The 21,282-nt window shown below is 35.7% G+C and carries 21 protein-coding genes; 19 read left to right on the forward strand and 2 right to left on the reverse strand.

Annotated features, from left to right (window positions below):
- The first annotated feature begins 28 nt into the window (after window positions 1–28).
- The 6 genes from ACZ42F_RS01440 to thpR are packed head-to-tail and all read left to right on the forward strand — an operon-like array spanning window position 29 to window position 6,593.
- Entirely contained in the window at window positions 29–1,102 is a 1,074-nt protein-coding gene (locus tag ACZ42F_RS01440; protein WP_464280281.1) for a protein kinase domain-containing protein, read from the forward strand.
- Window positions 1,102–1,812: a metallophosphoesterase family protein gene (locus tag ACZ42F_RS01445; RefSeq protein WP_464279479.1), complete on the forward strand. Its 711-nt coding sequence runs from the start codon at window positions 1,102–1,104 to the stop codon at window positions 1,810–1,812. Before ACZ42F_RS01440 ends, ACZ42F_RS01445 begins: the two co-directional genes overlap by 1 nt.
- Before the next feature lie 51 nt (window positions 1,813–1,863).
- Window positions 1,864–4,167 carry a c-type heme family protein gene (locus tag ACZ42F_RS01450; protein ID WP_464279480.1) on the forward strand — a complete coding sequence of 768 codons (2,304 nt, stop codon included), beginning with the start codon at window positions 1,864–1,866 and terminating at the stop codon, window positions 4,165–4,167.
- A 5-nt stretch (window positions 4,168–4,172) separates the two neighbouring features.
- Entirely contained in the window at window positions 4,173–5,549 is a 1,377-nt protein-coding gene (locus tag ACZ42F_RS01455) for a sigma-54-dependent transcriptional regulator (protein WP_029968680.1), read from the forward strand.
- The gene (locus ACZ42F_RS01460) at window positions 5,542–6,036 is read left to right on the forward strand and encodes a CinA family protein (protein WP_464279481.1); all 495 of its coding nucleotides are present in this window, start codon (window positions 5,542–5,544) and stop codon (window positions 6,034–6,036) included. Before ACZ42F_RS01455 ends, ACZ42F_RS01460 begins: the two co-directional genes overlap by 8 nt.
- A gap of 5 nt (window positions 6,037–6,041) precedes the next feature.
- Window positions 6,042–6,593 (forward strand): RNA 2',3'-cyclic phosphodiesterase, encoded by a 552-nt coding sequence (gene thpR, locus ACZ42F_RS01465; protein WP_029968685.1) that lies wholly within the window; start codon window positions 6,042–6,044, stop codon window positions 6,591–6,593.
- On the opposite strand, the gene ACZ42F_RS01470 is transcribed toward thpR, so the two are convergent.
- Window positions 6,590–7,018, reverse strand: a complete 429-nt coding sequence (locus ACZ42F_RS01470) for a hypothetical protein (protein WP_464279482.1) — start codon at window positions 7,016–7,018, stop codon at window positions 6,590–6,592. The two genes, thpR and ACZ42F_RS01470, sit on opposite strands and share 4 nt — an antisense overlap.
- 49 nt (window positions 7,019–7,067) lie before the next feature.
- Between ACZ42F_RS01470 and ACZ42F_RS01475 the strand changes: the two genes are divergently transcribed.
- The 9 genes from ACZ42F_RS01475 to ACZ42F_RS01515 all read left to right on the forward strand — a co-directional run bounded on the left by ACZ42F_RS01475 (window position 7,068) and on the right by ACZ42F_RS01515 (window position 16,305).
- Complete coding sequence (locus tag ACZ42F_RS01475; protein ID WP_464279483.1) at window positions 7,068–7,442, forward strand: L-threonylcarbamoyladenylate synthase; 375 nt, start codon at window positions 7,068–7,070, stop codon at window positions 7,440–7,442.
- A 32-nt stretch (window positions 7,443–7,474) separates the two neighbouring features.
- Window positions 7,475–7,732: an L-threonylcarbamoyladenylate synthase gene (locus ACZ42F_RS01480; protein ID WP_464280282.1), complete on the forward strand. Its 258-nt coding sequence runs from the start codon at window positions 7,475–7,477 to the stop codon at window positions 7,730–7,732.
- Between the two features lie 468 nt (window positions 7,733–8,200).
- A complete protein-coding gene (locus ACZ42F_RS01485; protein ID WP_464279484.1) occupies window positions 8,201–11,746 on the forward strand; it encodes a PEP/pyruvate-binding domain-containing protein in 3,546 nt (1,181 codons plus the stop codon).
- A 105-nt stretch (window positions 11,747–11,851) separates the two neighbouring features.
- Complete coding sequence (locus ACZ42F_RS01490) at window positions 11,852–12,289, forward strand: MOSC domain-containing protein (RefSeq protein ID WP_464279485.1); 438 nt, start codon at window positions 11,852–11,854, stop codon at window positions 12,287–12,289.
- 27 nt (window positions 12,290–12,316) lie between these two features.
- Window positions 12,317–12,787 carry an HAD family hydrolase gene (locus ACZ42F_RS01495; protein WP_029968701.1) on the forward strand — a complete coding sequence of 157 codons (471 nt, stop codon included), beginning with the start codon at window positions 12,317–12,319 and terminating at the stop codon, window positions 12,785–12,787.
- Between the two features lie 198 nt (window positions 12,788–12,985).
- On the forward strand, window positions 12,986–13,822 hold the full coding sequence (locus tag ACZ42F_RS01500) for a phosphate ABC transporter substrate-binding protein (RefSeq protein ID WP_464279486.1): 837 nt from the start codon (window positions 12,986–12,988) through the stop codon (window positions 13,820–13,822).
- A 20-nt stretch (window positions 13,823–13,842) separates the two neighbouring features.
- Window positions 13,843–14,700 carry a PstC family ABC transporter permease gene (locus ACZ42F_RS01505; RefSeq protein ID WP_464279487.1) on the forward strand — a complete coding sequence of 286 codons (858 nt, stop codon included), beginning with the start codon at window positions 13,843–13,845 and terminating at the stop codon, window positions 14,698–14,700.
- 13 nt (window positions 14,701–14,713) lie between these two features.
- Window positions 14,714–15,556 carry a PstA family ABC transporter permease gene (locus ACZ42F_RS01510; protein ID WP_464279488.1) on the forward strand — a complete coding sequence of 281 codons (843 nt, stop codon included), beginning with the start codon at window positions 14,714–14,716 and terminating at the stop codon, window positions 15,554–15,556.
- The gene (locus tag ACZ42F_RS01515) at window positions 15,553–16,305 is read left to right on the forward strand and encodes a phosphate ABC transporter ATP-binding protein (protein ID WP_464279489.1); all 753 of its coding nucleotides are present in this window, start codon (window positions 15,553–15,555) and stop codon (window positions 16,303–16,305) included. Before ACZ42F_RS01510 ends, ACZ42F_RS01515 begins: the two co-directional genes overlap by 4 nt.
- A gap of 19 nt (window positions 16,306–16,324) precedes the next feature.
- Here ACZ42F_RS01515 and ACZ42F_RS01520 read toward each other — a convergent pair whose 3' ends face one another.
- A complete protein-coding gene (locus tag ACZ42F_RS01520) occupies window positions 16,325–18,031 on the reverse strand; it encodes a YcaO-like family protein (RefSeq protein ID WP_464279490.1) in 1,707 nt (568 codons plus the stop codon).
- Window positions 18,032–18,598: 567 nt separating this feature from the next.
- Here ACZ42F_RS01520 and ACZ42F_RS01525 point away from each other — a divergent pair.
- From ACZ42F_RS01525 to ACZ42F_RS01540, 4 genes are all read left to right on the forward strand, one after another.
- Entirely contained in the window at window positions 18,599–18,886 is a 288-nt protein-coding gene (locus ACZ42F_RS01525) for an N-6 DNA methylase (protein WP_464280283.1), read from the forward strand.
- A 45-nt stretch (window positions 18,887–18,931) separates the two neighbouring features.
- A complete protein-coding gene (locus ACZ42F_RS01530) occupies window positions 18,932–19,357 on the forward strand; it encodes a virulence RhuM family protein (RefSeq protein WP_464279491.1) in 426 nt (141 codons plus the stop codon).
- A 178-nt stretch (window positions 19,358–19,535) separates the two neighbouring features.
- Complete coding sequence (locus ACZ42F_RS01535) at window positions 19,536–19,919, forward strand: type II toxin-antitoxin system death-on-curing family toxin (RefSeq protein ID WP_464280284.1); 384 nt, start codon at window positions 19,536–19,538, stop codon at window positions 19,917–19,919.
- A gap of 221 nt (window positions 19,920–20,140) precedes the next feature.
- Complete coding sequence (locus ACZ42F_RS01540) at window positions 20,141–21,259, forward strand: restriction endonuclease subunit S (protein ID WP_464279492.1); 1,119 nt, start codon at window positions 20,141–20,143, stop codon at window positions 21,257–21,259.
- Window positions 21,260–21,282: the final 23 nt, after the last annotated feature.

The following is a 21,282-nucleotide window of genomic DNA, read 5'->3' on the forward strand; positions in this document are numbered from 1 at the left end:
TATCAATTTTAAAGATGATAATAGATTTATATTTCCCTTAGAAGAAAATAACCTAGGACTTATCTTTAAATATTATCCACTGAAAGATTTAAGATGGTTGATTAAAGATAAAAATATAGGCTTAGCTCAGAAATTAAAATTTCTTGCTTCTTTTTTGTATTTGATAAGTTGTCTACATACTTTAGGTATAGTCCATCATGATTTAAAGCCTGAAAATATTTTGTGGAATCCCCAGAATAATGAAATTAAATTGTTGGATTTTGGTTTTGCTTGGCTAGAAGGAAGAGATGATTTTTGGAAGGATACCAACTTACCTAAAGGCACTCCCGACTATATTGCTCCTGAATGTTTGAAAGGCATAAGAGGTTTAAAGAGTAGTGATGTATTTTCCTTTGGAGTGCTTGCCTATGAATTTTTAACAGGTAATCTTCCCTTTATTAAGGCCAAGTCAACTTTGGGAACCAGTTTAAGAAAGTGGCAAAAAATTAAGCCTCTTTCTCAATATGACTTAGAGTTATCTCCCAAGCTAATAGAAGTAGTTGAGGGTTGCTTAAAGGAAGATTATAAACAAAGACCCGAGATACTGGAAGTAGCAGAAGCTTTTTCTCAGTTTTCCCCATATGACCTGCTTGCAGATAAAGAAGTTTTTACTTGTAAATTACAGGCCGGGGGTGACCCGTTAGTGCGCAAAGGATATCTAGAAGGAAAGCCCCTGGTTTGCTGCTTTGTGCGACCTGATAGCCGTTTGTCTTTATTGCTGGAAAAGGGAAAAGCTTTGGCTCAAGAAGGATATGGGGTACTTTTTATTTCCTTTATTCCAGAAACCCTTACTGAATTTGAAAAGGAAGAGTTTAAAGCCAAACTTTTTGGAAAATTAGCTGGTTTTCTACCTCTTTTAAGACAAGAAAAGCTTTGCTTTGGTATTAGGCTCTGGAGCACTCCTACTTATACCAATGCTGCTTTGGAGGTTTTAAGAAAATATGAACCTAAAGTAATTTTGCTGGGAAAATCTAAGCGAGGAAATATTAGTAGTTTTTTTAAGCCTGGGTTGAATAAAAAAATAGGTAAGAGTGAGTTTGCATCTAATTTACTAGTGATTTGATGAAAATTTTAATTTTTGGGGACTTACACGCCAATTTTGCCGCCCTAAAAGAGGTTTTTACTTTTTATAAAGAAGTGAAACCTGATAGGGTTTATTTTTTAGGAGATTTGGTGGGATATGGCACTGAGCCAAAGGAGTGTTTGGATTTTACTTTAGAATGGAAAAATATTAATTTAATCCAAGGCAATCATGACCGAGCAGTTGCTGGAGATTTTATTGGTTTAGATAGATACTCTTCCTTTGCCTTTAATTCTTTGTTATGGACTCAAGAGGTGCTAGAAGATTACTATAAAAAATTTTTAAATTCACTCCCTCTGACTCTTACTTATGAAGATATGGGCTTTGTTCACTCCTCTTTTTTAAATCCTAAAAAATTTCCTTATATTAAAACCAATATAAGAGCTTGGTATGAACTTTTTAGAACAAAGCAAAAAATAATTTTCACTGGACATACCCATAAAGTGAAAATATGGGAGAAATATGGCTATAAAATTAAATTTTTGGGAAAAATTCAGCCAGAAAGCAAAATCTTTTTAAATAAGAAAAATAAGTACTTAGTTCAATGTGGTAGTTCTGGGTTTCAGATTGGATTTTCTGATGTGTTTGTTTTTGATGTTAAAGAATATAGTTTACAATTTTTTAAACTTAGATACAAAGCTAAGAGAAATAAAAATATTAATTTTAATATAGAAGTTCCTACTTTAATTTAAATGAAGTTAAGTTTGCAATCTAAATTTTTCTTAGGAGTTGCTTCCTTCTGTTTGTTTCTGTCTATCATTTTTATTTTAACTTTATATTTTCATATGAAAAATATAGCTTTAGAAGAGGTTAAGGATAAAGCTAATTTAACTATTAGCTATGTAGAAGCTACACAAAAATATGTAAGGTCAGTTTTGCGTCCTAAAATGTTTAATATACTAGGAAGTAATCAATTTATTATAGAAGCTATGTCTTCTTCTTATATAACTAGAAAAATAGCAGAAAATTTTAATCCCCAAACTGGATATTTTTATAGAAGAGTATCTATAAATGCCAGAAATAAGAAATACGAAGCCAATGATTTTGAGCGGAAATTAATCGCAGAATTTAAAACAAACAAACTTAAGGAATGGGAAGGAATAAGAGAAATTGATCATTCTAGCTATTATCTTGTAGTTAGACCTGTTATTTTTGAAAAAAGTTGTCTTAAATGCCATGGCTTGCCTTCGAAAGCTCCTTTGGAACTTATTAAAAAGTATGGAGATAAGGGTGGATTTTATAGAAAGGAAGGAGAGATTGGAGGAGCTGTAGTTGTTGGTTTGGCTATAGATGATATTATGAATAATATTAAAGATGTAACTATTGGCTATATATTTATTTATTCATCTATTTTTTTAATATTTGCTTTTTTAGTTTCTATTTATTTTAGACAAATAATTATTGTTAACTTTAACAAGATAACCTCTATTTTTAAGAAACTTTTTGTTGAGGCTAATATTCAGAACAATACAAAGACAGATTTTAGAGACGAAGTAGAAGAAATGGTTTACAATATTGAAGTTATGGCTACTGAAATATATAAAGCAAGAGAAAAATTAAGGGAGTATGCCAATACTTTAGAGGATATGGTAAAAATTAGAACTAAAAAATTAGAAGAAGAGATAATTTCTAGGAAAAAAGATATAGAGTTATTTATTAAGTTTGTGGATGTACTTAGTAAAAGTAGATCCAATGAAGATTTAATCTTCAATATTTTAAAAGCTATAGCTGATAGAATGCAAATTGAAGAAGCTGCTTATGTTTGTATGCTTTATTCTAATAAAAAAATGGTATGGTCTAAAACAAATAAAGATATTAAATTCTCTTTACTACCTATAGAAAATTTAAAAGAAGACACTATAGTTCTAGAAGATGGGTGGATTTATATTTTAGTCCACTCTCAAGACAGGAGATGGGGGACTCTAGTTATTCCAGAAACCAAGTATGCTACTCAAAATAAAGACGTCTTAATTGCCCTTGGAAAACAGATGGGTATGGCTTTGGAAAGTATTCAGTCTGTAAATGAACTTATTTATCAATATAAAACCCTTCAGTCTTTATTTGATGGTATTGCTGATCCTCTATTTTTAATAGATGAAAATAAAAATATTATTATTCAAAACATTGCATCGTTAAATCTGGATAAGAAAATAAAAAAAGATTTTTGGAAATTATTTTTGAATTCAGAAAAGATAAAAAAGGAATTGGACAAATCCTTAACTAACGGAACTTCATCTATTATAAGATGGAATGTAGATAACCTATTTTTTGAAGTAAGTATGTATCCATTGATAGAAGATCAGCATGGACTAAAAAGGATGATTATTTATATTAGAGATATAAGCAAAGAAGTAAAGATGCAAGAACAAATTAGAAGAACAGAAAAATTATCAGCAGTAGGTAAGTTAGCTGCAGGTCTTGCCCATGAAATTAATAATCCTCTAGGAGTAATTTTATGTTATGTTGATTTACTTCGTGAAAGCATTGTAGATGAACAGGGTAAAAAGGATTTAGAAGTCATAGAAAAACATACCAAACAGGCTCAAAAGATCTTAAAGGATTTGCTTAATTTTGCCAGGCCCAAGAGTTATTTTGGTGTGTGTAATTTAGAAGAATTACTTAAAAATATAAGTGAGGTTTTTAAGGTACAGGCCAAGAAAAAAGAAATTGATTTTCAGGTAGAGATAAAATCTAAATTACCACTTTTAAAATATGATAGTTCTATTTTAGAGCAAATATTTACTAATTTAATACTTAATGCCTTTGATGTAGTAGAAGAAAAACAAGGGAAGGTAAAAATTTCTGTGGATGTTAAAGAAGAATTTGTAGTTATTGAGGTGAGAGACAATGGACCTGGCATTCCAGACACAATTGCCAATTTTATCTTTGATCCATTTTTTACTACAAAAGAGGTGGGCAAGGGAACAGGCTTGGGTTTAGCTGTGGTTTATGGGCTTGTGGAAGAGTTGAAGGGGAAGATAGAATTTTTTAATGATAAGGGAGCGGTATTTGTAATTTATCTTCCTTTAAATACAAGTGAGGACTAAAGGAAATGAATAATATATCTGTTCTGTTAGTGGATGATGAAAAAGATTTTGTAGATGGTTTGGTTAGAATTATTAATCGTTATTTTAAGGTGAGGTGTTTTAAGGCCTATTCTGCTCAGGATGCCCTGGAAATTATAGATAACAACAATATAAATATTGTGCTCACAGACCTTAGAATGCCTGGTTTAAGTGGCTTAGATTTAGTTAAAAAAATTCAGAGTAGAAATAAAGATATTACCTGTCTGGTACTCACAGCCTATGGCAGTATTGAAAGCGCAGTGGAAGCCATGCGAGCAGGTGCTTATGATTTTTTGACCAAACCCATTTCTCCTGAACAATTAAAACTGGTTTTGGGCAAGGTTTTAGAAAGAAGCAAGATTTTAGAGGAAAATAGAAGGTTAAGGAAAAAAGTTTTTGCTTCTTGTTTAGGTGGGGAGATTGTAGGCGAGAGTAAGGCCATTCAAACTCTAAAAGAACAGATTTTAGCTGTTGCTGAGACTGATTTTACAGTGCTCATTCGGGGAGAATCTGGCACAGGAAAAGAATTGGTGGCCAGAAAAATTCATGAATTAAGCAAAAGAGGAAAAGAAAACTTATTTACAGTGAACTGCCCGGCTATTCCAACTACCCTTTTAGAGAGTGAACTTTTTGGTCATGTAAAAGGAGCTTTTACTGGTGCCCAGCAAAATTACGAAGGATTACTTAAAAGAGCAGACGGAAGTACAGTGCTTTTAGATGAAATTGGAGATATTGGCCTGGAGGTTCAGGCCAAATTGCTTAGATTTTTACAGGAAAAGGAAATAAAACCTGTGGGAGGCAGTAAAAGTTTTCAAGTAGATGTGCGAATTTTGGCCTCTACCAATCAGCCTTTAGAAGAAAAGATAAAAGAGGGTACTTTTAGAGAGGACCTTTTTTATCGTTTAAATGTGCTGGAAATAAGAGTTCCTGCCCTAAGGGAAAGAAGAGAGGATATTCCCCTTTTGGCTACCTATTTTGTGCAAAGGACCTGCACAGAATTACAGTTGGAAGAAAAGGAGCTTTCGCCAGAAGTCCTCACTTACCTGACCAACAGAGATTGGCCAGGCAATGTGAGAGAGCTGCAAAACTTTGTACGGCGACTGGTGGTTTTTTCTAAGAATAAACTTATTTCTGCTGAGGTGGTTAATCTGGTAGAGATGGATACCAAACTGGATAAGGAAGATATACTTCCCTATAAGGCCTATAAAAAGAAGGTACTGGATGATTTTACCAGAACTTACTTTCAAAAGGTATTGGAAAAGACCAGAGGGAATATTTCCCAGGCTGCTAGATTGAGCGGGATTGAACGGGTAAGTTTGCAAAAAATAATTAAAAGAGTGGGATTAAAGGTTTCTGATGAATAAGCAAAATATAACTATGGACCAGGAAAAGGTGTTAAAGTTAGCCAGCTATCTACAGAGCAATGGTTTAAAACTGGGAGTAGCAGAGTCCTGTACTGGAGGACTCCTTGCTCATACCCTAACAAATGTCTCAGGTAGCTCTTCATGGTTTATGGGAGGTGTTGTGGCCTATGCCAACTCAGTAAAAGAAAAGGTACTTGGGGTCTCTGCCCATACCTTAGAAAAATTTGGGGCAGTAAGTACAGAGTGTGTGCTGGAGATGGTAAGAGGAGTGGCAAATCTTTTAGAGGTAGAGGTGGCGGTTGCCATTTCTGGAATAGCTGGACCCACTGGAGGCACACTTGAAAAGCCTGTTGGCACTGTGTTCCAAGCCTACTTGGTAGGAGATAAGCTTTGGTCCAAAAAATTTTTGTTTTCAGGTTCAAGATATGAAATAAAAGTCCAGAGCGTGCAAAAGGCCCTGGAAGAACTTCTTGGATTTTGGGAGTAAAGAATATGCGAGTTTTTTTAGGCTTGCCCCTAAATACTTACTGGCTGGAAGAAATAAAAAAGATTCAAGCTGAGTGGAAACACAAGTTTCGTTCCAGAATTTCCTGGCCTGCACCGGGTAATCATCATATTACTTTAAAGTTTTTAGGGGAAGTGGAAGAGGAAAAAATAGCAGCTATTAAAGAAGTGCTTTCTGCTTTAAATTTTCCCAGGTTTGAACTTGAGTGGGAAGGTTTGGGATTTTTTTATGCGCAAAAACAAGTAAGGGTGATGTGGCTGGGCTTTAAAGTTCATCCAGTGTTAAGTGAGTTGGTAGAAAAGCTGGAAAAAGAGTTTTTAGCCCTGGGTTTTCCTCCAGAAAGGAGAAAGTTTGTTGCCCATTTGACTTTGGGAAGAGTTAAAAAATTTGAACCCCAGGACCCCTGGACGAATTTTAAGAAAAATTTGGAACAAAAGAGCTGGGCCCCTTATCCTGTGGAGAAAGTAGTCCTCTGGCAATCTTTCTTAAGACCACAGGGCCCCTTGTATAAACCTTTATTTTCTAAAGAAGCCTTTTAAGTGTAATCACCTCTGTTGATTTTTATTTCTTCTGTAGTGGTTAATACTTCCAGCTCGTTTAAGATGTCCTTAAGAGGTGAGGGCTGGTTTAGGTAATCTCCGCTGTTTTTAAGGTGCTGAACCTTTTCTTTAAGGGTGCTTAAAAGCCCATAGATTTCTTTGAGGTTAGCTTGTTCACTATTGAGTTTCTGGGTATAATCTTCCCATAAATTTAAGAGGTTATCCATTTCTTGCATAAAGTTAAACTTAAGATTATTTAAGTTAAGGTTGAGGGGGGTAATAGAGGATACTGGCTTGGCCTGCGCAGAAGAACTGCTTTCCTCCAGTTCCTTTTCTAAAAACTGGGCAAAGTCAGTTTTACTTTGCTGTTTATTTTTTCCCTGATTGGCAATGAGGTGATTTTGGTATTCTCCTTTGATTTTCATCGAATACTCCTTAAAGTAGGTAGGCAAAATTTTCCTTTTTTTATTTACTATGTCAAATAATAGCAATAACCTTACCAGAGCAAAAATTTTATCTCCAGAGAAAATAGAAGAAGCAGCTAGCAGGCTCAAGGCTGGGGAAATAGGTCTTATTCCTACAGAGACCTTTTGGGGGTTAAGTACCAACCCTTTTATTTTAAATTCTGTTTTGCGCCTTTTTGCCATAAAAAAAAGACCCTTGAACAAAACCGTGCCCCTTATGGCCTCTAGTATAGAGCAGGTAAAAGAAGTTGCTTTTTTGGATAAAAAGATAGAGCCTCTGGCCAGGGACTTTTGGCCAGGTCCCTTATCCTTGCTTTTAAAAAGTTCTTTGGACTTTCCTTGTCCTCAGGTTAAAAATGAAAAAAAGAGATTTGCATTCGAGTAAGTTCCCATCCTCAAGCCAGAGAACTTGCTTCTCTGGTTAATTTACCTTTAGTTGCCACCAGCGCCAATTTAAGTGGAGAGCCGCCTCAAATTAGGTGGCAGCAAATATCTTTGAGTGTACTTAATAAAGTGGATTTTATTTTAGATACTCCTTTATTACCTGCAGGAGGCAAAGCTTCTACAATTCTTCGCCTTGAGGATAAAAACATTCACTTTGTCCGCAAAGGAGCTTTACCTGAAAAAGAAATTTGGGCCAGGTGGGAAGAGTTAAAAAAATTGAACCTCCTTTAAACTTTTTTTTCCTGAAACTCTTATTTTTCAGTTTTCTCACTTTTTAGAGTATAAAAATTTTAACTAAATATTTTTTTCAGTTTAAATTTTATTTTTTAACTATCTATAATTATTATATATTTCTATTGAAGAGTAAGTGGCCCATTAATTGCTAGGAAAATAAGAAGTTCCTCCTTTTGATAAAGCCAGGTCCTTGAAGAGAGGATAACTTCAGGGACCTGGTTTTATTTTTCTAAAGGTAATTTTTGAGTTTTGTTCTGGTCTAAAAGTAATCTTTTTAGTTAATTTTAAAGTTTTCTTAAAGAAAAAAGCGTTTTTTCCTTTGTTGACGAGGTGTAGCTTTTAAGTTTAATATGCTAAAGAGTTAGCACTTAATTAAATCAATTTTAGGGGAGAGGAAATGGGAAAAAAGGAGATAAGGGGGAGGTTAAAGAGGCCAAAGAGGTAAAAGTAAAAGAACAATCTACTTTGAAAGTTGAGGTCTCTACTTCTGAAATAGAAGCTTTAAAGCAGAAGTTGGTGCTTACAGGTGAAGAAATTAAAAAGATTGGCGTGGAAGCTGAACTTCTGGTTGGAGGTAAAAATTATAACACTGCTATTATTAGCACCATTGAAAATGTAAGAGCTCCTCAGTTTAGAGCTATTTCTTCTGTTGCCTTTCATAAACTCTTGGATGAGACCAAAGTCAATGCTTCTGTGATTAGAAGGGTTGTGGATAAAGAATATGATGCTATAGATTGGAATGACAGTGAAGTAAACAAGGACCCAGAGTTTTTGCGTAAGTTTGTCCGCAACCTGGCCAAAAAGATAAAAGAACATCCTGAGCGCAATGCTTCTCAGGTTAAACTGCGTACTTTTATTAACAATGTGGTAGATGGTTTTGCTACTTCTCCCGAAGGAATAGATCAACTGCGTAAACGCTCTGTAATGGTTCAGGTAGCTATTTTATCCGTAGATTTGCCCAAGGAGGTAGAAGAGGAAGTTCGACAGGCTTATAGAGATATTTGCAAAGAAGCTGGAGAAGAAAATGTGCCTGTAGCTGTGCGTTCTTCTGCTGCAGGAGAGGATAGTCGTAAAAAGGCTTTTGCTGGTCTTCAGGATACTTATTTGAATATTGTAGGGGAAAATGAGGTTGTTGAGGCCTATCACTGGGATTGTGCTTCTGCTTATAATCTGCGCAGCATGACCTATAGGCGAGAAGCTATTCTGGATGCCCTGGCTAAAGCTGAAGCCACAGGAGATGAAAATCTTGCCCTGGAAGCCAAAAAGGAATGGGCCATTGAAAATACCTCTCTTTCTGTATGTATCATGCGAATGATTAACCCGGTGGTCTCAGGTACTGCCTTTAGTGCAGATACTGCCACTGGTTGTAGAGGTACTGAGCGTAAGGATCTGGTTTCCATTGATGCCAGTTATGGCCTTGGTGAAGCTGTTGTAAGTGGTATGGTTACTCCTGACAAATTTTATGTTTTTCAACGAGATGATGGCGAAGAAGTGGTTATTCGCTTCATGGGATTTAAAGATAAAAAGATAGTGTATGATGAAAGTGGCAGTGGAACCAAGGTGGTAAAAGTGCCTGAAGATATGGCTTGCCGTTGGGCTTTGTCTTTGGCTCAGGCTGAGATGGTGGCCAAAGGCGTTAGAGCCATTAGCAAGGCCTATGGCGGCATGATTATGGACACTGAATTTTGTATAGATGAATATGATAGATTGTGGTTTGTACAGGCCAGGCCAGAAACTCGCTGGAATGAAGAACTGGAAAAACATCCTCATACCATTTTTATGCGTCGTTTAGAAGTGGACCCCAAGTTTTTAAATAATGTGGAAGTGATTTTAGAAGGTAATGGCGCATCTAGAGGAGCTGGTCAGGGCGTGGTGAAGTTCTTACGCTCTGCTTTAGAACTCAATAAAATTGCCAAAGGCGATGTATTGGCTGCAGAGCGAACAGATCCGGACATGGTTCCAGGGATGCGAATAGCTTCCGCTATTTTGGCTGATGCTGGTGGAGATACCAGTCATGCTGCTATCACTTCTAGAGAACTGGGCATACCTGCTATTATTGGAATTCAGCGTCTGGAGGTTCTGCGTTCTTTAGATGGCCAGGAAGTTACTGTAGATGCTTCAAGAGGCAAGGTGTATAGAGGTCTTATCCCCTTAGTGGAAGTGGGTGGAGAGATTGATACCAGCAAGCTGCCTGCGACCAAGACTAAAGTAGGTCTTATCCTGGCTGATGTGGGCCAGGCCATGTTCTTATCCAGGTTAAGGGAAGTGGAAGATTTTGAAGTGGGCCTTTTAAGAGCAGAGTTTATGCTGGGCAATATTGGAGTTCATCCCCTGGCCCTGGAAGCCTATGATCAAGGAAGACTTAATGGAATTGTCCAGAAAAAATTAGAAGAATTAGAAAACAGATTAACTAAAATTATTAAAGAACAGTTAGCCAGTGGTATTGTAAGTCTGGATTTAAAATTGCGGAAGTATGTGGGCATAATTACTGGTCTTAAACAAAAAGTTAAAGAACTAAATGAAATAGAAGGAGGCAAAGGCACAGAAGAAGTGCTGGCCATTCATCGTCAAATTAGGGAACTGGATCACAAATGGGATCAATATCTGGACAAGGCCACCAACTACTTGGACCTTTTAAAAACTTCCATAGACTTAAAAGAGCATATAGTTGCTATTTTAGGATATAAGGAAGAACTGGTCACTTTAGTGGGTAAAGAACCTGAGATGGAGCAGAGAAAACAGGAGATTACAGAGGAAGTAGAAGAGATTTATCAAAAAATAAAAAGCGATCCTTATGTACTGGAAGTGCAGGAAAAAATCAGGTCCTTGCGAGAGGAGATTGCACTTAAAAGTGGTCTTAAAAAAGAAATGGATGAGATACGGGAGCTTCCCTCTAAGATTAAATCCATACTCAAGGCAAAAGGATACAGGACAGGTAAGGAACTATACGTGCAAACCCTGGCTCAGGGATTGGCCCTTTTTGCCATGGCCTTTTATGGAAAACCCATTGTTTACAGAACCACTGACTATAAGAGTAATGAATATCGCAACCTGGTGGGAGGAAGTCTTTTTGAAGAGCACGAAGACAATCCCATGTTGGGGTATAGAGGAGTTTCCAGAGGAATTCATGACTGGGAACTAGAGGCCTTTAAACTGGCCAGAGGTGCTTATGGCGGGAAGAACCTTCAACTTATGCTTCCCTTTGTGCGCACCTTAGAAGAAGCTAGAAGTATGAAACGCTATTTGGCTGATGTGCATCAGCTAAAGTCTGGAGAAGATGGCTTAAAACTTATTTTAATGTCTGAAATTCCCAGTAATGCCATTTTGGCTAAACAGTTTATTCAGGAATTTGATGGCTTTTCCATTGGTTCCAATGACATGACCCAGTTGGTTTTGGGCACAGATAGAGACAATGCCAGATTAAGACATATTTATGATGAAGAAGATCCTGCAGTGGTATGGGCTATTTTAGTGACCATTTTTACTGGGCAAAAATATGGCAAAAAAGTTGGTTTTTGTGGTCAGGGCGTATCTAATAGTAAAATTATTAGAGGCCTGGTCTGTATTGCAGGTATTGTTTCTGCTTCAGTAGTACCTGATACTTATGCTCAAACCAAATTTGATATTGCTGAGGTTGAAAAAGAAAATATTGAACTGGAAAATCTGGGTAACTGGCTGAAAGAGCAGCATCTGGCCAGATTAAGAGGCTTACTCAAAGAAAATGGCTATGAGCATATTGTAAAAAAATGCCCGGAAGCCAAGGACCTTTTGGAATGGTACGAAGGAGAGCTGGCCAGATTGCATGAGCAGGTACATTCCAACCTGGGTGATGAGAAAGAAGGCTTTTATCGGCAAGAGCTGGATAAGTTTAGAAGGACTTTTCATAAGCCAGTTATTTACGCCAATTGGGACTGGAACAGGACAGTCTTGGATGCCTTGCATCAGGCAGGTTTTAGTTCCTTTGAAGAACAGAAAAAAGCCCTGGAAGAACAACGCCAGAAGGTTTGGTAGGGTTGAAGGGATAAAGCAGTCTTTTCAAGAGGAGGAAAGAGGTAAGTCTTTCCTCCTCTTTTATTTTATTTAGGGTTCAGTTTGCTTGAAAAAAGGAGTGATTTTATGCTTAAGAGAAAAATAGTGGCTATTTCTATAGCTTCTCAAAAGGGAGTTAAAAAGGAAAATGTGCAGGAAGCCTTGCTTAAAGAAGAGCATGGATTGGTAGGAGATGCCCACGCTGGTCCCTGGCATAGACAGGTTAGCTTGTTGGCTTTGGAAAGTATTGAAAAAATGCATCGCAAATTACCCCAGTTAAAGCCTGGAGATTTTGCTGAAAATATAACTACCTTAGGATTGGATTTAACTTCACTACCCCTGGGCAGTAAGCTTAAAATTGGGGAAGTGCTTCTGGAAGTAACTCAGATTGGGAAAAAGTGTCATCAAAAATGTAATATTTTTTATGCAGTTGGCTTTTGTGTCATGCCCAAGGAAGGAATTTTTGCCAAGGTATTAAACGGTGGAACAATTAAAGTAGGTGATTGTATAGAGGTTTTATCTTAGTTGCATTTATATAACAAAGAGGAAAATATGCTGGTTTTAGATATTCCAGGAAGAGAGAAACTGGTTTTAGAGCACTTAATAACAGATTATAATGGAACTATTGCCCTGGATGGAAAAGTTATTCCAGGTGTTATTGATTTGTTTAAAATTTTGTCTAAGGATTTAAAGATACATATTATTACTGCAGATACCCATAACAACGTTAGTTCCCAGTTTAAAGGACTGGATTTTACAATTCATATTATTGATAAGAAAAATCAAGACTTGGAAAAGTTAAAGTATATTGAAAAAATTGGGCGTGAAAAATGTGTATGTTTTGGGAATGGAGCAAATGATTGTCTTATGTTGGAAAAATCTGCTCTGGGTATAGCAGTTTTGCAAAAAGAAGGTCTTTGTTCGTCTCTTTTATTTACAAGTAAAATAGTTGTATCCAATATACTGGATGGTTTAGAGCTTTTATTAAATCCCTTAAGATTGGTAGCTACTTTGAGAATATAGTTTTTTACAACTAGTTGTTTCTTAACCCTTAAAATTTTCCCTTCTTATTTAGCAGTTTTCCTTCCTCACCTCTTCTTATTGATAAACATAATCAAAAACAACAAAAAGTATTATTAAATAGAATTAGATGTTTAGGTTTTATTTGGATATCTAATAAATATTTTTTATAACTATTTATTATTAAGGAGGGGACTGGTCATGAAAAGGATTTTGTCTTGTTTAGTATTGGTACTGGGTTTTTTTGTTTTTAGTAGTTATGCTTTGGCTGAGAGTGATTATTTAAAACCTTTTAAAGGCCTTAAGGGTACAATTGATATTGCTGGTGGTACTGCTCATATACCGGTAATGAAAGAGGCAGCTAAAAGGATTATGAGTTATAATCCTGAGATTAGGATTTCAGTAACAGGAGGTGGTTCTGGAGTTGGAGTGCAAAAGGTTGGAGAGGGCTTGGTAGATATTGGCAATACCGGTAGGGCTCTAAGCGCTGAAGAGATAAAAAAATATGGACTTAAGTCTTTTCCCTTTGCCATAGATGGGGTGGCCGTGTGTGTGCATCCTGATAATCCTGTAACTTCTCTTACTTCCAAACAGATTCAAGAAATATTTGCTGGTAAAATTCAAAATTGGAAAGAGGTTGGCGGCAAAGATAATCCTATCCATCTTTACACCAGAGATGAAGCCAGTGGCACTAGAGCTGTGTTTTGGAAAAAGCTTTTACAAAAAGGAGTTATTGCTCAAAAAGCCAATATTATTCCTTCCAATGGGGCTATGAAAATAGCCATATCCAGAGATGAAAATGCAATAGGCTATTTAAGTATTGGGCATATTGATAATACTGTAAAACCCCTTGAAATTGATGGAGTTTATCCTTCTCAGGAAAATGCTAAGAACGGTGTGTATAAGGTGGTACGTAAACTTTACATGAATACCAAGGGTGAGCCCAATAAACTGGTTAAAACCTTTATTGACTATATTTTATCCAAAGAAGGAGCAGAGATTGTCCAAAAGTATGGTTTTATTCCTTTAAGTAAGTAAAAGGTAAAAGAGTAAGAAAAATGCCAGGGAGTAAGGCAGACCAGAGATTTATTTTTTGCTTAAAGTTGTGCGCTATTTTTTGTGCAGGGGTAGTAATGGCTATTTTGGGGTTTCTGCTTTACTTTACCTGGCCCATTATTCAAAGAGGAGAAATAGTTGCGGTTTTTTCCCTGCACTGGCAGCCCTATCAGGGTCAATTTGGCATCATTCCTATGTTTATTGGCTCTTTATGTCTTGCCTTTTTGTCCATGCTAATTGCCTATCCCTTGGGGATAGGCATAAGCCTTTTTGTGTGTGGCTTGGGCCCGAGGTTTTTAACTAAACCCATATCCAGGCTTGTGCAGTTTATGGCTGGAGTTCCTACAGTGGTCTATGGTTTTGTGGCTGCCTTTTCTTTAGTACCCTTTTTACGCAAAAGCTTTCCCTACGGTACTGGATTTTGTCTCTTAGCTGCTTCTCTTACTTTGGCCTTGCTTTTACTTCCTACCATTGTTCTTGTCTTAATTACAGGCTTAAAACCTTTACAAGATAGGTTAAGACTTACTTACCTTGGACTTGGCTTAAATACCAAACAGGCTTTGCTACATATAGTTTTACCTTCTACTAAAGGTTGTTTTTTAGCTGCAGGAATACTGGGGTTTGGACGAGCTTTGGGAGATACTTTAATTTCTCTTATGTTAGCAGGCAATGCTCCTCAAATTCCTTCTTCTTGGTTTGATTCCATTCGCACCTTAACTGCCCACATTGCCCTGGTAGTGGCTACAGATAGTCAAAGTGCTGCCTATAATTCTGTGTTTACAGCAGGTTTAATTTTATTTTTGGTTTCTTTAAGTACTAATCTTATACTTTATTATCTTCATGGAAAAACAAAAAATTAAGTTAAAAGAGATATTGTTTACTGCGCTTTCTTGGTGTGGCCTTGGCTATCTTTTGTCTGGCTTGGCTATCTTGGGTTATTTTTTAGCTACTAAAGGAATCCTGGCCTTAAATAAATCACTTTTTTGGGGAGATGCTCCCATTTATCTGGCAATTGTGGGTAAATATCCTGTTTGGGATGGTATCTGGCCAGCTATGGTAGGTACTTTTATGCTTGTTTTTATTTCTACTTTAATCTCTGTTCCTTTGGGAATTGGTTGTGGAATTTACTTAACCTTTTTTTTAAAAGGAAGATTAAAAGCTATCTTTAATTTTTGCCTGGATCTTTTAGCTGGCATTCCTTCTATTGTAATGGGACTTTTTGGTTTTGTTTTGATTTTATTTTTGCGCAGGACTATTTTCCCCAGAGCCAATACTTCTCTTTTATTGGCAGGGTTTTGTCTGGCTTTACTGGTTTTGCCTTATATTATTCGAACTACACAAAATGCGTTTTTGTCCTTAAGCGAAGAACAAAGGCTTATAGGACCAAGCCTGGGCTTTTCTTATTGGCAAAATTTTTGGTTTGTTTTACTGCCCCAGGCAAGCAAAGGAATTTTAAGCGGAATTATTTTGGCTATGGGCAGAACTGCGGAAGATACTGCAGTCATACTTTTAACTGGAGTAGTGGCCAATGCTGGCATGTTTCAAGGATTAACCGATAAGTTTGAAGCCCTTCCCTTTTATATTTATTACACAGCAGCTGAATTTCGTAGCCCAGAAGATTTGCAAAAGGGTTTTGCCAGTTGTATTATTTTACTGATCTTAACTTCCATGTTGTTTCTGCTGGCCAATACTTTACAACGCTGGATAAAAAAATGAATCTTGAGCCTATTGTAACAGTAAAAGACTTATCTATAGAGTTTAATAGAAAGCAGATAGTTAAAAATATAAATCTCAAACTTTATCCTAATAGGATAAATGTATTTATAGGAGCATCTGGAAGTGGCAAAACCACTTTTCTTAGGAGTTTGAATAGGTTAAATGAAGAACTTGGAGCTAAAACATCTGGTAGGGTGATAATAAAATTTAAGAATAAAAAAATAGATATATACAATTTGAAAACAGATGTTAGTTTGTTGCGCAGAAAAATAGGTATGGTTTTTCAAGTACCCAATTTATTGCCAGGCTCTATTGCTGATAATATCTTGTTGCCTTTAAAACTTTTATTTCCTTATGATAAAGAGACAAGAGAAAGGCAACTACTGGATTCTTTAAAAAAAGTACATTTATTAGAAGAAGTAAAGGACCGCCTACATATGGAGGCGAGTATTCTTTCTGGAGGGCAGCAACAAAGACTTTGCTTGGCCAGAACTCTGGCTTTAAAACCAGAAATACTTTTACTAGACGAGCCAACTGCTTCTCTGGATTTTCAATCTTCGAAAAGGATAGAAGAACTTATTTTAGAGTTAAAACAAAATTATACTTTGTTAGTAGTTTCCCATAGTCTATCTCAAGCCAGAAGATTGGCCGATTGTTTGTTTTTGTTTAAAGAAGGTAAGATTGTAGCAGAGTATCAGGATAAGAAGGCCATTGAATCTGGTTTCGTAGAGTTGCTGGAGATGTTTTAAAGCTCTGGTAAAGATATTTTTACTCTATTAAATCCTTTTTACTTAATTTTAAATATTGTTCCCACATTCTGGGCTTAATTGTAGTGGTTTCATCAAAACTCAACAAAGATTCAAAACCAGGAATTATAGCTTTTACTACAGGTAAACCTATATCTTGTCTGGTCAGATTTACATATATGGGATGATAACCATTGGCAGTAAGTAGATATTCCAATTGATATAGATTGGCTTCTATATTGCCCAGGCAATAGTTGGGAAACTCTTCCAGGGTCTTTTCCTTGAGATTTGCAGGCCAGTTTTGGGTTTTAGGACCATGGGGAAAGGGGTAAGGTACTTCTGTAAGGGCAGCAACAAGGGCTTTTTGGGCATCTAAATTGGCACCTGTACCTTTAAAGATTTCACCTTCTAAAGTTTCTACAAAGGCCTTGTAACAGGGTATTCCCAGTTCAGAGGTTAAGTCTTGAAAGGTCTCCTGGATTCCCGCTTGCTCCAGTTTGCTCAATAACCTGGTAAAAGGAGTTGATGCACTTTTTTGAGGATTCAGGCGAAAACATTTTTGAGGAAGGTAAAAGCCCAGGGCTTCAGAGTCCCTTTCTATTACTTCTAATAAGGCAGCCAGTTTAGCCTGAGCTAGAGTAGCTCCAGCTGCCAGACCTGTGGAGCCCAATCCATCAAAGAGGTCTATTTCATCTAAGTTACTGAAGAGATAGACCACCTGAAAAGGAACTAAAATCTTTTCTCTTTGCTCTGGCCTAAGGACCTGCTCTCCATAAATCCAGTGCAGAGGTTCTTCCTGGTAAGTAAAATCCAGACCTAGTTTTTGAGGTGAAAGACAGTTAAGCTCTTGTTTTTTAAGGTTAGAATAAGTTCCAATATAGATTGGCTTAGGTTCTTTTAAGTCCAGGACTTGATTATCCTTTATGCTGGCAAAAGAAGAAAACCTTTCCACTATCTCCATATAAAGTCCTACCCTGGCTTGATCCAGGTTAAATCCTCTACCATAGCTGGTTTGCAAAGAATTAAGAGAATAGTTTAGAGATGGAGTATTAACCTGACGCATTAGTTTCCACTGTCTAAGCAACCCAATGGGGCTTAAGGAGCTTTGGTGGCGCATTTCAATGCTAGCAAAGATGTTTTTGCTCTGGAGGATTTTATAGGCTTTTTTAGCCAATTCATAACTAGAAGGTAGTGGTGTGGGAGAAAAGGATTTAACAGCAATTTGAGAATGAATTTTGGCCAAAGAAGATACTTGGGGATTGATTGGGTTGAGTTTTATAGGAGAAGGAAGATTAATTTTTTCTCTTAAAGGCAAAGGTTGGTGGTGGATTAAATTTTGTTCAAAGATTTTTAGCCATTGCTGGTGTAAGCTTTGTGCGGGCTTGCTTAACACCCGGCTGATAATCAAAGGAGTATGTTGTTGAAGGCTTTTCAGGTCAGTAGATGGAAAGAATTTTTCCAGTTTTTTAAATTTGGGAGATAATAAAGAAAGCTCATAAGCCAGAGATTGTAAAGGTAGAGGCAGGGGAGAAAAGCTCTCTAATTTTTTTTCTATCTCTTCTATTGTTAAAGAACCTAATTTGTGAATTATATGCTTGCGCATAAAAGTATCTAGAGGATGCTTTAGAAGATAATTTAGACATTCTGTCAAAGAAAGCTCTTTGATAGGAGTGGCAGCAAAAAAACCAGTAGTTTCAGTGGTATTTATCAATTCTAATTTATATTCCATAGAAAAATCCTTTTTAAATAAACTTGAGTTAGTGATTCGATTTTAGCTAAAAGTAGTAGATTAAGCAATGGAGGTCATTAGCTCAAGTTTATTCAGGGGGCTAAGGAGGGATAAAAAATATGGGGTTTGATACTTAGAAGATACATAGGCTTGGCAGGAGAAGATTATTTTGAGATTAGAAACCCAGGTAAAGTTAAAATAACGACGGAAGATTAAGCAATGAAAGATGAAAATAAGCTTATAATTTTTGAAGATAGAGATTCAGCTAACAGAAGGAGAAATTTGGCTTAGCTTAAATCAAATGGCTTATTTATTTGATGTTCAAAAAGAAGCTATATAAAATTATATTAAAAATATTTTTGATTTTTGTGAATTAGAATTAGATTCAACCGTTTCCAAAATGGAAACAGTTCAAATTAAAGGTAAGAGGAAGGCTTTTAAACTCACAGTAAGAAGAGATTTGTTAATTTTTAATTGAGAATTTTAGTGGTTTTTTGTAGAGATAAAAAAGAGTTATATATACATTGAGTCAAAAATAGCGCAAAATAACCCAAAACAAAGGAAGAGATAAGAAAGATTGCAGACATCTATCACAAATGGCAAAAGGAAGATGAAAGTTATGAAGATATAAAGGGATTTTGCAAATCTGCTACCATAGAGGAAGTCAGAGAGCTTGATTATGTATTAACACCCGGTCGCTATGTGGGGCTTGCTGAAGAAGATGATTTTGATTTTGAAGAAAGGTTTACAAAGCTAAAAGCCGAGTTTTTAGAGCAGTTAAAAGAGGAAGAAAGGCTCAATAAGTTAATACTGGAAAATTTGAAAAAAATAGAAATGAGGAAAGATGAAGGATGAAGGATGAAGTATGAAGTGTGAAGGATAAAAGATGAAGGATGAAGGATGAATAGTGAAAATCAACTTGTCATTTTTGAAGACAAAGATAAAAAAGTTGAAGTCAGATTAGAGAAGGAAACAATATGGTTAAACCTTAATCAAATTTCAACACTTTTTGACAAAGATAAATCTGTTATTTCAAGACACATTAAAAATATTTTTGAATCCGGAGAATTAAATAGGGGGTCAACTGTTGCAAAATTTGCAACAGTTCAAACAGAGGGAAAAAGAAAAGTTAAAAGGACAATTGAATATTTTAATCTTGATGTAATAATATCTGTTGGTTATCGTGTAAACTCAAAAAAAGCTACCCAGTTTAGAATCTGGGCTACAAATGTTTTGAAAAACTACCTCATAAAAGGCTATGCGATAAATGAAAAAAACTCACACAAGAAAAACTCAAAGAACTTGAAGATACAATTAAATTTATAAAAGAAAACATTAACACACCTGCACTTACAGCTTCTGAGGCAAAGGGATTGCTTGAGATTATTGAAAAATATGCTCTTGTCTGGAAGTGGATTGAAGAATATGACACAGGAAAGATAGATGCAAAAATTACGAGAAAAGAGAGAAAAAGATAAGCTATAACGAGGCAAAACAAGCAATACTGGAATTAAAAAAATATCTCATTGAGCGAAAAGAAGCATCAGAAATTTTTGGAATAGAAAGAGACAGAGGGCTTTTTGAAAGTGCATTAAATAACATTTATCAAAGTTTTTCAGGCAAAGAACTTTATCCATCCTTTGAAGAAAAAGCAGCAAATCTGCTTTACTTAATTATTAAAAATCACCCATTTGTTGATGGAAATAAAAGAATTGGGGCTTTGCTCTTCTTAAAATTTTTATATGAAAATCTATCAAAAGAAGAACTATTTAAAAAATTCAACAGCAACACATTAACTGCCTTATGCTATCTTGTAGCAGCAAGCCCCCCAGGGCAAAAAGAGCAATTAATAAAACTTATAATGAATTTCATAGCGTTTGAAGGATGAAGGATGAAGTTAGAAAAGGTTTTACAACAACCAGAAAACAGAAAGCTTAAACTTAAAATCACGTTCGATTTTGTCAGATTACGGACGATTACGGGTGATTACGAACAATTACGACCGATTACCTACAGAAGAGAATAAAATATTGTTGTATTTATTAGATAATAAAAAAATTACTAAAAGAAAGGTAGAAGTGTATATTATGTTTTAAAAGAGGAAAAGCTATGAGTGAAAAAATACCTGAAGGATGGAAAAGGGTTAAGTTGGGGGAAGTGACTGTTTTTAATTATGGGAAATCCTTACCTGAAAAAAAACGAATAAGAGGAGATATTCCTGTATATAGCTCTGCAGGTATTACAGGATGGCATAATGAGGCTTTAGTAAATTCAAAAGGGATCATTGTTGGTAGAAAAGGAACTATAGGTAAAGTATATAAATCAAAAATTCCTTTTTATCCTATAGATACTTGCTACTATATTCTTCCAGACAAAAACTATGATTTTGATTTTATTTATTATTCACTCGTAAATTTGAAATTAGATGAACTAAATGAAGATAGTGCCGTTCCGGGTTTAAATAGAAACACCGCTTATTCTCAAGAAATCCTTCTTCCACCTCTTCCTGAGCAAAAAGCTATAGCCTCTGTGCTTTCATCTCTTGATGATAAGATAGACCTTCTCCATCGCCAGAATCAAACCCTTGAACAAATGGCTGAAACCCTTTTTAGAAAATGGTTTATAGAAGACGCAAAAGAGGATTGGGAAGAGGTTAAGTTAGGAGATAGTGAATTATCAACAATAATAAGTAGTGGAATAAAAAGATTTGAAGGTGAAAAAATTTATTTAGCGACTGGAGATGTCCAAGATACAAATATTACAGGTGGAACTAAAATAACTTATGAAAATAGACCTTCAAGAGCTAATATGCAACCAGTAAAATTTTCGGTTTGGTTTGCTAAAAAAGGTGGAGTTAGAAAACTTTTAATGTTTGATGATTATTCAGATACAAATAGATATATTCTTTCAACTGGATTTTCTGGCTTAAAAACAAATGAATTAAGCCATTATTATATCTGGTGTTTTATCTTAACTAAAGAATTTCAAGAAATAAAAGATTCTTTGGTAAGTGGTTCAGTTCAACCAGATATAACCAACGATGGAATTAAAAACATAATGATCTTAAAGCCAGATGAACAAACATTATTTAAATTTAACGAAATTGTAAAACCATTATTTTATAAATATCAGCAAAACAGAGAACAAATCCAAACCCTTGAAAATTTAAGAGATACACTCTTACCAAAACTTATGAGCGGGGAGGTGAGGGTGAAGGGTGAAGTATGAAGGATGAAGGATGAAGGGTGAAG

It is taken from the genome of Desulfonauticus autotrophicus (genome assembly GCF_055381725.1).